This is a genomic window from Thalassotalea sp. SU-HH00458 (assembly GCF_040362795.1).
GTDB lineage: Bacteria > Pseudomonadota > Gammaproteobacteria > Enterobacterales > Alteromonadaceae > Thalassotalea_H > Thalassotalea_H castellviae.
Window position 1 is genome coordinate 476,935 of record NZ_BAABWW010000001.1, and the last position, 12,540, is coordinate 489,474.

Here is a 12,540-nt window from a genome sequence, read left to right on the forward strand (position 1 = left end):
AATGATGATTGATTTAATGAAAAAAATTCGCTTTTCACGCTTAAAAATGACGCCGTTGCTATTATTATTCTTTATTCATTTGACTGGCTGTCAGCTCACCGAAAAAAGTAACGATGACTCACAATATAGTCACTATTATTTGTGGTTAAAAAGCTTATCGAATCAAGAGTTACTCAAAGAAACAGACAAACAAAAACAAAATATTACGGATGGGTATTTTAAAGCTGAAGTTAACTTAGCCCTATTGTACGCGCTGCCCAACTCGCCAATATATAATCCATATACAGCAAAAACCACATTAAATAAACTGACAATCCCCCCTGAGCAAGCGGTACAAATGTCAGCGGCAGATTTTGGTTTTATTAGTATGATGAAAGATCAACTTAACCAACAAATATTAACCCTGAACAAGTTAATTTTAACCGAGCAGTTATCTCAAGAAAACCAAAGTTTATTGCAAAGCAAAGCAGCTGAACGGTCGTCGTTAATGTCACAAATTCAAAAACTTAAACAACAAATCAATCAACTTAAAAAAATTGAAATTGATATCAACAACCAAGAGCCGTCATCATGATAACCCCTGAACATTCTGCTGAACTAAAAGAAACCATACTCATCGTTGATGATGATCCGAGTTTATTGCGATTACTCGGTATTCGTCTTTCAGCCGCGGGTTATGATGTGCTACCAGCTAAAAATGCCAAAGAAGCGTTAGGGTTATTAAAAAGTTCTCAACCCCAGTTGGTGATCAGTGACTTAAAAATGGATGGCATGGATGGTATGGCACTGTTTGAAAAAATACGTCAACAACAACCGAATCTTCCTGTTATTATTATGACCGCACATGGCACGATACCTGATGCGATAAATGCCACTAAACAAGGCGTTTTTAGCTTTTTAACTAAGCCTTTTCAAAGCCAAGAATTACTCGATACCGTAGAGCAAGCCATTCGATTACAGCCACAAAATGAAATAGGCCAGCAGCAAGCTGACGAAACTTTATGGCGAGAAAAAATAATTAGCCGTAGTGCGGTAATGTCAACCTTGTTACAACAAGCGAAACAAGTAGCTAAAAGCGACTTTAGCCTATTAATTCAAAGTGAAAGTGGCACAGGTAAAGAGTTATTAGCCAAAGCTATCCATTTGGCGAGTAATCGACATAAAAAACCTTTTATTGCGATTAACTGTGCTGCTATTCCCGAACAATTGTTAGAGTCTGAATTATTTGGCCATCGCAAAGGTGCCTTTACCGGAGCAGAAAAAAATCATGTCGGTTTATTTGAGGCGGCAAATGGAGGCACTTTATTCCTCGATGAAATCGGTGATATGCCGATGAATTTTCAGGTAAAACTGTTACGTGCGTTACAAGAGAAAGAAGTTCGCCCATTAGGTAGTACAGTTGCCGTAAAAGTCGATGTTCGAATCATTGCTGCTACCCATCAAAATTTACAAAAAGCGATTATTAACAAGTCGTTTAGGGAAGATTTATATTATCGTTTAAATGTTGTTGAGCTTGAGTTACCCCCACTTTCAGACAGAAGAGAAGATATTCCCTTATTAGCCCAACACTTTCTGTCAAAATGTAAAGACAAAAGTGCACATTTAATTAATGGTTTTTCTAAAGAAGCCATGGAGTTATTAATTAGCGCGCCATGGCCCGGCAATATTCGCCAATTAGAAAACGTGATTGAGCAAAGTGTTGCGCTGTCTTCAGAGCCCCTGATAAGTGAAGCACTTATTCGCAATGCCTTACGGGATAAAACCTCGCAATTACCGTCCTTTCAAGAAGCGCGCGATCATTTCGAGCGTGATTACCTTGCCAAACTTTTAGATATTACCGCCGGCAATGTGTCACAAGCGGCGCGTATTGCGCAAAGAAATCGAACAGAGTTTTATAAATTGTTAAATAAACATCATCTCCAAGCGGAGTCGTTCAGAGAAGAGAAAAAAGAAGACGACCAGACATAATTTTCAGAGCCGTAATTGCCAGAAATAGAAGAGGATATAAAAAGAAGAAGTAAAACGGTAATTTTACTTCTTCTTTAAAGCTGATAACTCAATGTTTCGAGTTAGCTATTTTTTCATAATATCTAACAATATGTGAACGGTAGCTTCAACACCAGATTTTACCGCAGGCTCCGGGCTAATTTTAAATAACGGGCTATGATGACTTGCAACAGCAGGGCCACCTGCTTTAGCACGTTCAAAATCAGCTTTTGGCGTACCACCTACCGAAAAATATACGCTTGGAATATACGGTTCAGTGGTAAAAAAGCCAAAATCTTCAGCCCCCATACCAGAATTATTTGGTGGCGTTACAGCATCCGCCCCCATTTTATTTACTAAGGTTTGTTTTACTCGTTGTGCGAGCGCTTTATCATTTTGTGTTGGTGGGAAAGAAAATTCACTGACAGTTACCTCAGGTAATTTATCGTCTGGCATACCTGCCGTTTTAGCCGTACCGATAGCAACACGTTCTATCGCAGCAAGCAATTGATCTCGTACTCGAGCATTTAAACTACGTACTGTTAATTGTAAGTGGGCTTTGTCAGAAATAATGTTGTGTTTAGTACCTGAATGAAACGCTCCAACAGTGATAACTCCTGCATCTCTTGGCGCTAATTCACGACTGACAATTGTTTGTAAATTAGTGACTATTTGGCTACCGATCATAATAGGGTCTTTACCTTGGTGCGGATATGCTCCGTGCGAGCCAATACCATGAACAATTATATCTACTGTGTCTGCGCCGGCATAAGGTGAGCCTTCATCAACAGTCACTGTACCCGCTACGTCGCCCGAACTTACATGAAATGCAAAAGCAAAATCGGGTTTAGGGAAGCGCTGCCATAAATTATCATCCATCATCGCGGATGCGCCTGGGCCACGCTCTTCAGCAGGTTGTCCGATCAACATTAACGTGCCTGACCATTGATCTTTAATTGAAGCCATATAGCGAGCCGTCCCGACTAAGCTCGTGATATGAACATCATGGCCACAAGCATGCATAACCCCAACTTCTTCGCCATTCCAATCTTTCATCACCACTTTTGAAGCGTTTTTCAATCCCGACTGCTCAGTAACAGGTAAACCATCCATATCGGCGCGCATCATTACTGTAGGACCGCTACCGTTTTTCATGATAGCCACAATCCCGGTGCCACCAACATTCTCAGTAACGTCAAAGCCTACCGCTCTTATTTCTTTCGCTAAACGTTTTGCAGTTTTAAATTCCATTAATGATAATTCAGGGTTACGGTGAAAGTGATCCCATAACGGAGCTAAATGCTCTTTATAGTCCTTTGCTATCTCTGACTTTATATCACTCGCTTGAACTTGCACGCACAAAAGTGCCAGTGATGTAATGAGTAAACTTTTGGTAAACTTTTTCATATTATTTCCCTAGTAGACTTTTTAATATTACTTATAAAAGAAGTGAGTGCCCGCTTACAGCTCAATAAAAAAACGGTAAGTAGCTTTGCTAAATTATTCTTTAATAATGAAATTATCACGTTTAAAGGCTAAATCACATTATCTATAGTCTTTAAACGAATATTATATTGATTAATATCACTTTTCCTAAATTTAAAATAGCATAGAATTGACCCGTAATATTTAAATTAATCAAACAGGAAGAATAATGTCAATATCACGTATTAGAAGTTCGCAGCATAAAGTTTATATTCCCGCTTCAGTGCGAGAAAACCAATATTTATTGGCAAAATTTACCCTCACCGATGACTTAATTAAAAAAGTGTCAGGAAACATTGATGAGAATGCCGAGCAGCCTTATCAAGATTTTTATCAAAAACTATCTGAGTTGTTTTTCAAAATTTGCCATGATTTAAATATTGAAAGTTGTCACTTTGTCGGCAATGACAAATTCACTCGCGTGCGTTATTCGCCTGAAAAACTAACTGCACAAACCGAGCAACAAATTGTATTTCTTTATAATCCCGTTTATCACTATAGCCAGAATGCTTATTTTGATGGCAGCAAAAAAGCACGCAAAATCAACCTAGTATTTTTAACCAACAGCAATGATATTCGCGCTGACGCTCCTTTACTTCATGAAAAAGTAAATCAAGCTGTCAAACAGTTTATCGAGCAAACAGGTTTAGCCAAGGGCAGCGTCCGATTATGTGATCACCAACACTTAACTTACGATTTATTCGCTAAAGAAAAAGGTATTACTGGGACACAAACCCATAAACTCAGACCCATAGCCGTGCGTTATAAAGCCTCTAACGTTGATGTTGCACCAGAGTCAGATAGCTTAAGCTATGTCACGGTTGAGTTGCCAATCAGTAAACGCATCAAGCAACTGGTTGAAATAGACGAAACAGCTTCAGAACCTTATAACGCACTTTATAATTTTATCGCGGATGCAGTAATTCATGCGGCAAAACAACATAACTTAAACAATGGCGCGGTTATCGCCAATGGTCTAGTGCCTTTTGTTAGAACCAGCGAAGACGAAATCGTTGTTACCAATGGTGAATTACAAAAACTAGGCTACAATCCTGAGAACACTTCAGGGGGTTACACTTGTAAATGGTCAGCCGATAAACTGGTTGATTCCGCACAATTAATTTTTATCGCTTCAAATAAAAACATCACTAGTCATGGCCACGGCAAGTTTTTATCTCAAGTTGAAAGTGCCTTACGTTCGATGGCCGAAAAACTTGAATACATTAACGATAAAGAAGAGTTAAAAGTAAGATTTCATCAGCACATTGCCAATAATATCTAGCTTGTATATAACTATCTGATTACCAGTAACGCCCTTAATAAGCTAACGCGATTATTTAGGGCGTTTTATTTTCTTATCACTTAACTAGTTTTCCTCCCCTAAGCCTAGCTTTAAAGGCCCTTTAACTGTCAAAAGAAAACTGTATAGGTTTTATTTTTAAAATATTGTTTATGTTTTAAAGCAAATAAACTTAATAGACTATGTCTCATCGACTTAATGTCACCTAACGTCCGTAAACAAGCAAAGCACATGGAATTTATTGCGCTGATTTTATTTGTTTTTTCTACTTCAGGTACACCCGGCCCAAACAACATTATGATTTTAACCTCAGGGGTTAATCATGGTATCCGTGATAGTTTACCTCATGTTTTTGGCGTAAACACTGGCTTTTTAGTGATGATAATTTGTGTCGGTTTAGGCATTATGTCGTTATTTCAGCAATGGCCTTTGTTACATCAACTGATACAAATACTCGGTATAAGTTACTTGCTATATTTAGCATTTAAAATTGCCACTATGCCAGTTAATAATGAATTAAATAGCAATAAAAAACCTTTTAGTTTTTTGCAAGCAGCTGCATTTCAATGGGTTAACCCTAAAGCCTGGGTTATGTGTGTCAGTGCGATAATCGCTTTTTCTACACCTAATAATAATGTTATCGAACAAGTACTTATTATTTCAGGCTTTTATTTTGTATTTGGACTTCCGTGTTCATTCGCATGGTTAATGGTTGGCAAATGGCTGCAAAATATTTTAACGCATGAAGTTTACGTTAAACGATTTAACCGCATAATGGCGATAATATTATTAACATCTTTGTACCCAATGCTGAGCGAAACCATTACTGCATTTACCGCTTAGCTCGTTTTAAATCTTCCCTTACTTGCTGATGTTGCCTTATTTTGACACGCTTTAACCATAAATAAGTGCCAGTAAAAACAAAAAATACAGGTAATGCACTGATTAATAACCACAATACTTTTACTGGCCAACCAATGAATTCGCCAATATGAAATTTATATCTAAAATTCCACACTTGAGTTGTCCAAGATGCTGCGCCCGCATTAAAAGTAGATAATACCTCACCTGAATAAGGATTTGCCCAACTCCAACTATAACCATGGCTCTCTTGCGGCATTTTCATGCGCAAAGCAAGTGGCTGTTGATCTGTTTTTGGCAAATAGATACGATAAACACTGCCATCAGCTAAAGCAGATTTTGCATTCATATAGGCTTTATCTAACTGATAATTATTTTTTGAATCGCTCACTTTACCCTTAAATGTATGTTGCTCTACTTGACCTAAAGTTAACCATTGAACTATCGCTTTAGTTTGCGCTTGCCATTGAAAAGTCATACCCGTAAAGGCGATTAAAATTAATGGTAAAGCGAATAACACACCTAAAGTACCGTGTAATTGATGAAGTAATACCCTATTTTTCGCCCGCCACCTTACCTTTAAACGTTTAAGTCGATGTTTTGGTTTTAACCATAGATAAACACCAAAAACTATCTCAATAATTAATATTAAGCTTGCAATCGACATCCACACCTTCATTGGTGTTTTCCCTTGCTCATCGGTGTACAACAACCAGCGATGCCAAGACATCACAAAGCCATAAAAGGTATCGTAGAAACGATGTTCTAATAATATCTCCCCTGTATAAGGATTAATATTAAGATACTTTTTATTCGCTAAACGCGCTTGCCAACTATGATTAATCTGGCTTGCTTGTTCAATAATAATCACTTTCTGTTGAGTTTTGTTTTCAATACGCTCAACGAGTTCACTTAACGGTAGATAAGCTTTATTGAGCGGGTTTGGCTTATCTTCTACTAACCAGTATTGTGGATTGATCCATGCTTGAATATCTTTGGCATACAGTAATAACCCGCCCGAGATACTTAAACTCACGAGAAACAATCCGCTTAATAATGCTAAGACTAAATGTATTCGGCGAAACCAAACTTTCAAGACACTTTCCTTTTAACTGACAAAATGGACTTCATGTCCGTACAATGATTGAAAAACCAACCGACAAAAAGCAAAGCAAGGGTTAGGTTGCTTTGCTTTCAATACTGAAGATTTATGCGTTAGTGTTTAAATATTCTAGAAATGATAATTAACACCAACATTCGCTGTAGTGCCTATTCCTTTAACATTGTAGCCACTGTAGGTATAACCTTGTGATTTTGCTGGGTAATAATCTTTATTGAATAAGTTTTCAATCCCAAAAAATGCCGACCAGTCATTGCTAAAGGCATACTTGCCACTTAAATTCATAATATTGTAAGCATCAATATTGCCGAGATCTCCCACATAACTTCCATTTTCAGGGGTAAACTTATTCCGTTCACCGACATATAAATAAGTAAGCGCAACAGTAGCGTTATCGAGAGGTCGCCAATTAAGATTTAATACAGCTTTTGGTGGACTAATTTGCTTAATACCTAAATAAGCATCATTTGCTTTGTCTTTACCTTCAACCCAAGAATAAGAAGCACTAAAGTCTAATGCCTCGTTCACGTTATAAACGGCTAAAGCTTCATAACCATAAATTTCTTGTGGAGCTCGAACAGGCATATAAACACCGGTCGTTGGATCGTAGCTATTCGTTGTACCAAGTTCAGATGTGCTGCGATAAGCCGAAAATTCAAACCTGAGTTGTTCAAAATTTGAATTAAAACCGAACTCATAGTTATCAATAATTGACGCTTCTGTTTGAATATCGGCGATATCGGTTACGGTTGCTGTCCGTAATAAACGACCAATATCTGAGATGTCTGCGCCTTGCGAATAACTAGCAAAGGGCTGAAAATATTCATTAAAATTGTATCGAATAGCAAAATTATACGTAGTAGCTCGATAATTTAGGGTATCACCCGTGACATCCACAGGAACTGAACATAATGTCGGCGTTTTACAAAGCTTTAACGTGCTATAATCCGCCACGCCTAGGTCAATTTCTTCACGTCTAACACCTGCTTTTATAATAAGATCATCATTAATGACCCATTTACTTTGTACAAAGCCTGCGAGGTTTTCCATATCCATTTCAGGCACCCAAAGGCGACCATCAACAAGCGGTTGTGAAGTATTATCATTTAACGCGTCTACCCCGTAAATCAATGTCGCTTCTACATTATCCCATTCAAACTGGCTATTTAAGGTAACTCGCAAGCCTTTTTTATCAGACTTGATCACCGATTGACCACCTGAATAACCTTCACTCTGGTTTGCTAATGTCGGTGAGTAAAAAAAGATATTTTCAACGGCTTGTGCATAAGCATCAATCACTAGTTGAGTATTTGAAAACAATGCTTCGTCGGTATACTTAAACATTGCATTACTATTGTTCGGACCTTGTGGTTTACCTAAAACATGGGTGCCTTCAGGCGCTGTTATGGCGTAAGTTTTAACTCCTGTATTGACACTTCCAACCACATCTATCAAATCACTCTTTTGTTCTGATTCATAATAGTTATACACAAACTGTACCGACTTATCTTCATCAATTTGATAGGCTAATTTAGTAAAGTAGTTCTGCATTGTGGCGTCTGATAGACCATATTTCAAACCCAACACATCCCCTTCAGCATCACGCTGCACGCCATTTTCTTCATAACTTCCGGTGACAACATAACTAAACTTATCTAACTGACCATTTATTGCGGCTTCAATACGTTGTCCCGTACTATCTTCTAATTTTACGGCACTAAAACGGCTCGATAAACCAACTTTACCTTGAAAGGCCGAGTCACCATCAGCACGTTTTGTTATGTAATTAATGATGCCACCCGCTGCACCATTTCCGTAAATAGAAGTTGCGCCTTTAATGACTTCAATACGCTCAAGTGAATTAGGATCTATGGTTCTAATGCCTAACGCGCCATTACGTAACGGTGTTGATTGCGGTACGCCATCAATCATTACTAACGGTGAACGTCCACGCAATGTTTGCCCCGAATTACTTGATGTTCCAGTACTAGGCGCTAAGCCTGGCACTAACGTAGATAATAATGTTTGTAACTCTGACGACACTTTCAAGTGCTGTTCAATTTGTTGGCGACTGATAACCGTAATTGAAGAGGGTACTTCATCAATACTTTCAACGATACGACTACCTGTAACAACAATACGTTCAACGTCGTCGAACGATGACATTTCATCATTTGCAACAGTTGTAAATGATGTGCTTTGAGCAAGTAACAGGGTAAGTGCGCTCAACTTAGTTTTAAACATTAGTACTCCGAAAAATATGTGAGAAAATAAAAAACGCAATACTAATTAAAATCGTTATCATTTGCAATGGTGATATTTAGTGTTTTTAATGCTAAGTTAAAACATCCATTTAATAGATCACAAATTTCAAACTTTAGTGTGAATAATCAACAAATTATTAACGGTAACTTTCACATTTAAGCATGTTGACCAGAGCCGTTAGAGAAGTTTGATTAACACTCGCCAAGAAGGGCTATTGTGTTACTGTATTCCAAAAAAAGATGAGCGATTAAATATGACGATTAATGAAATAGCCGAGCAAAACTATTTATGGGTAGAAAAAATGGGCTGGCACAATAAAACAACGCTTGAAGCACTTGCCCTTGTAGCTTCTGAAGTAGGTGAAGCAATTAACGAATGTCGCCACGAAAAACCTAGTGAAAATTTTTCTGAAGAATTAGCCGATATCGTACTTAGAGTGCTTGATTTAGCTCATTGGCAAGGCATAGATATGGAAAAAGCGCTATTACTCAAAATGGCAAAAAATGAGCAACGAGGTAGTCGTGGAAGAGTAAAATAAATCGCTAAGTTATGTAAAGTAGCTCATATTCATTGTGAAAGACGTGACTGCCCAAATTAGCAGTCACCTCTTAATATGCTTCATCAATACAGCAAGCTATCCAGTTAAATGAACTGAATTAAGAGACTTACTCTTAAACAACACTTGCGAACAGTTTCTCAAAACTATCAAGTCCTTCATGAATAAGTTCATCAGAAATAGTTAATGCTGGTAAGAACCGAATGACATTACCATAAAAACCACACGCTAATAAAATCAAACCATGCTCAGCTGCATTAGCAATAATAGCTTGAGTTAACGCGGTATTTGCTTGTTCAGCATCACCGTTCTCAATTAATTCTAAGGCGATCATCGCCCCTTGATTTCTGACCTCTAATATTAACTCAGGATAAGCAGTTTTTAATTGCGTTAAGCGTTGATTAAAAAGATCACCAATTTGATTTGAACGCTTGATCAAATTTTCACTTTCAATAACATCTAACACCGCTAATGCTGCTGCACACGCTACCGGTGAACCACCATAAGTACCACCTAAACCACCAGGCAAAGGTGCATCCATAATTTCGCTTTTACCAACAACAGCAGCAATAGGAAAACCACCCGCGATGCCTTTCGCCATAGTCATTAAATCAGCTTCAACGCCAGCATGTTCAAAGCTAAACATTTTACCCGTCCGACCAAAACCAGTTTGAATTTCATCCGCTATCAACATAATGCCATGCTCATCACAAAGCTGACGCAATGCTTGTAAAAATTCAGCCGGAGCAGCATAAAAGCCACCTTCACCTTGCACAGGCTCAACAATAATGGCTGCAACATCGCTTGGGGCAATATCAACTTTAAACAAATTTTCTAATGCCTTTAACGATTGCTCAACACTAATATTGTGACATTCAATAGGAAAAGGAGCATGAAAAATATCACCAGGAAACGGGCCAAATAAATTTTTATAAGGCGTGATCTTTCCTGTTAATGCCATCGCTAAATTAGTCCGGCCATGAAACCCTCCGTTAAAGGCAATGACTCCTCGTCTTTTCGTATGAGCACGAGCAATTTTCACACAATTTTCAACGGCTTCTGCGCCTGTAGAAACAAAAATAGCTTTTTTGTCACTTTCCCCAGGAGCAATATCAATGAGCTTTTCCGCCAACTCTACTGCCACTTCATAAGGGTTAACCATCACACAGGTATGGCTAAATTTTTCAATCTGAGCTTTAACCGCCGCGACTACTTTCGGATGGCTATGCCCGGTATTACATACCGCGATACCAGTACCAAAATCTATGTATCGATTTTGTTCAACATCCCAGAGTTCTGAATTCACCGCATGATCTACATAGACCGGATAAACATTGCCCTGCCCTCTAGCAATAGCTTTAACTTTTCTTGCTTGTAACGTTTTATTTAACATCTTTAATTCCTAATTTGTGACTTTTGATCAGCTATTTAAGCCACCCATGCATAAATATTTTATTTCTAAATAATCGTCTAAACCGTATTTAGAACCTTCTCTACCATTACCTGATTGCTTAACACCACCAAATGGCGCTGCAGCATTTGAAATTGCACCTTCGTTAATGCCGACCATGCCATAATCGAGCTTCTCAGCAACGCGCCAAACACGGCCAATATCTCGAGTATAAAAATAGGACGCTAAGCCATATTCTGTATCATTTGCCATAGCGATGACTTCATCTTCATTGGCAAAAGAAATAATCGGCGAAACGGGGCCAAATATTTCATTCTTTGCAATGGGCATATCATTGGTCACATCACTCATTACCGTTGGTTGGTAGAAGTTTTCTCCCGTTGCATCTCGCTTTCCACCACAGACAATTTTAGCGCCGGCAGCAACCGAGTCTTGAACCAGTTTTTCAACATCAGCAACCGCTGCATCAGAAATCATTGGACCAATATTAATACCTTGTTCAAGCCCATCACCAACCTTTAACGCGTTTACGGCATCAATATATTTGTCAGTAAACTCAGCTAACACCCCTTGTTGCACAAAAATGCGGTTCGTACACACACAAGTTTGTCCGGCATTTCGATATTTCGATGCAATTGCGCCTTGGATTGCGGCATCGATATCAGCATCATCAAAAACAATAAAAGGTGCATTGCCACCTAATTCCATCGAAACTTTTTTAATACCACTCGCACATTGTGCAATCAGTTGACGTCCAACACCGGTTGAGCCAGTAAAGGTGAATTTTGCAACATCAGGATGTTGAGTCAGTACTTCCCCCATACCTCTAGCATCAGTTCCTGTTACCACATTAAAAACGCCCGCTGGAATACCAGCACGTTCGGCTAACTCAGCCATTGCTAATGCAGAAAGTGGCGTTTGTGTGGCAGGGCGAACCACAAAAGTACAGCCTGATGCTAAGGCAGCTGCGGCTTTACGAGCAATCATTGCATTTGGGAAATTCCACGGGGTAATGGAAGCAACTACACCGACAGGTTGCTTTATTACCACGATTCGTTTATCGCCAGCAGGCGCAGGAATAGTATCGCCATAGACTCGTTTACCTTCTTCGGCAAACCATTCTATAAACGCCGCACCGTAAGCTATCTCCCCTTTAGCTTCTGCCAAAGGTTTACCTTGCTCTAACGTTAAAATACGACCAAGATCGTCTTGGTGAGCCATCATTAAATCAAACCACTTTCGTAATAAGCTTGCCCGATCATTGGCAGATTTTGCCGACCACGAAGCAAGCGCGGCTTTGGCTGATTTCACGGCTAATTCAGTTTCTTCTTTACCCGCGTCACTGACTTTGGTGATCACTTCGTTATTAGCCGGATTTGTCACTTTAAATAACGATGAGCTGCTATGCCAACTACCATTAATATATGAAAATTTTTTAATCAATTGAGTATCTTTAATGCCTAGCATTTTATTCTCCTTACAATTACCAATGAAAACTATTGAATAATAAATTTGCTTCAGGTTAAATACCAAACATTAAACCTAAAGTTTTAAAC

Annotated in this window: 10 protein-coding genes; 5 read left to right on the top strand and 5 right to left on the bottom strand. The window is 38.6% G+C overall.

Annotated features, from left to right (window positions below; translation table 11 throughout):
* Window position 1: 1 nt before the first annotated feature.
* Together ABXH06_RS02125 and ABXH06_RS02130 are read left to right on the top strand one after the other, a co-directional pair.
* The gene (locus ABXH06_RS02125) at window positions 2-574 is read left to right on the top strand and encodes a hypothetical protein (RefSeq protein WP_353517109.1); all 573 of its coding nucleotides are present in this window, start codon (window positions 2-4) and stop codon (window positions 572-574) included.
* Window positions 571-1,968, top strand: a complete 1,398-nt coding sequence (locus ABXH06_RS02130) for a sigma 54-interacting transcriptional regulator (RefSeq protein WP_311578512.1) — start codon at window positions 571-573, stop codon at window positions 1,966-1,968. Before ABXH06_RS02125 ends, ABXH06_RS02130 begins: the two co-directional genes overlap by 4 nt.
* 105 nt (window positions 1,969-2,073) lie before the next feature.
* Here the strand turns inward: ABXH06_RS02130 and ABXH06_RS02135 are convergent, their stop codons facing one another.
* Entirely contained in the window at window positions 2,074-3,393 is a 1,320-nt protein-coding gene (locus tag ABXH06_RS02135) for an amidohydrolase (protein ID WP_311578514.1), read from the bottom strand.
* A gap of 247 nt (window positions 3,394-3,640) precedes the next feature.
* Between ABXH06_RS02135 and ABXH06_RS02140 the strand changes: the two genes are divergently transcribed.
* Window positions 3,641-4,753, top strand: coding sequence for a DUF3083 family protein (locus tag ABXH06_RS02140; protein WP_311578517.1), 1,113 nt, complete (start codon window positions 3,641-3,643; stop codon window positions 4,751-4,753).
* Between the two features lie 249 nt (window positions 4,754-5,002).
* The gene (locus ABXH06_RS02145; protein WP_353517110.1) at window positions 5,003-5,614 is read left to right on the top strand and encodes a LysE family translocator; all 612 of its coding nucleotides are present in this window, start codon (window positions 5,003-5,005) and stop codon (window positions 5,612-5,614) included.
* Here the strand turns inward: ABXH06_RS02145 and ABXH06_RS02150 are convergent.
* Together ABXH06_RS02150 and ABXH06_RS02155 are read right to left on the bottom strand one after the other, a co-directional pair.
* Complete coding sequence (locus ABXH06_RS02150) at window positions 5,604-6,728, bottom strand: PepSY-associated TM helix domain-containing protein (RefSeq protein WP_353517111.1); 1,125 nt, start codon at window positions 6,726-6,728, stop codon at window positions 5,604-5,606. The genes ABXH06_RS02145 and ABXH06_RS02150 overlap by 11 nt on opposite strands.
* 135 nt (window positions 6,729-6,863) lie before the next feature.
* Complete coding sequence (locus ABXH06_RS02155) at window positions 6,864-8,996, bottom strand: TonB-dependent receptor (protein ID WP_353517112.1); 2,133 nt, start codon at window positions 8,994-8,996, stop codon at window positions 6,864-6,866.
* A gap of 208 nt (window positions 8,997-9,204) precedes the next feature.
* Here ABXH06_RS02155 and ABXH06_RS02160 point away from each other — a divergent pair, with 208 nt between their 5' ends.
* Window positions 9,205-9,555 carry a MazG nucleotide pyrophosphohydrolase domain-containing protein gene (locus tag ABXH06_RS02160; RefSeq protein WP_353517113.1) on the top strand — a complete coding sequence of 117 codons (351 nt, stop codon included), beginning with the start codon at window positions 9,205-9,207 and terminating at the stop codon, window positions 9,553-9,555.
* Window positions 9,556-9,688: 133 nt separating this feature from the next.
* On the opposite strand, the gene gabT is transcribed toward ABXH06_RS02160, so the two are convergent.
* Window positions 9,689-10,966 carry a 4-aminobutyrate--2-oxoglutarate transaminase gene (gene gabT / locus ABXH06_RS02165; RefSeq protein WP_353517114.1) on the bottom strand — a complete coding sequence of 426 codons (1,278 nt, stop codon included), beginning with the start codon at window positions 10,964-10,966 and terminating at the stop codon, window positions 9,689-9,691.
* A gap of 27 nt (window positions 10,967-10,993) precedes the next feature.
* Window positions 10,994-12,451, bottom strand: a complete 1,458-nt coding sequence (locus ABXH06_RS02170; RefSeq protein ID WP_353517115.1) for an NAD-dependent succinate-semialdehyde dehydrogenase — start codon at window positions 12,449-12,451, stop codon at window positions 10,994-10,996.
* Window positions 12,452-12,540: the final 89 nt, after the last annotated feature.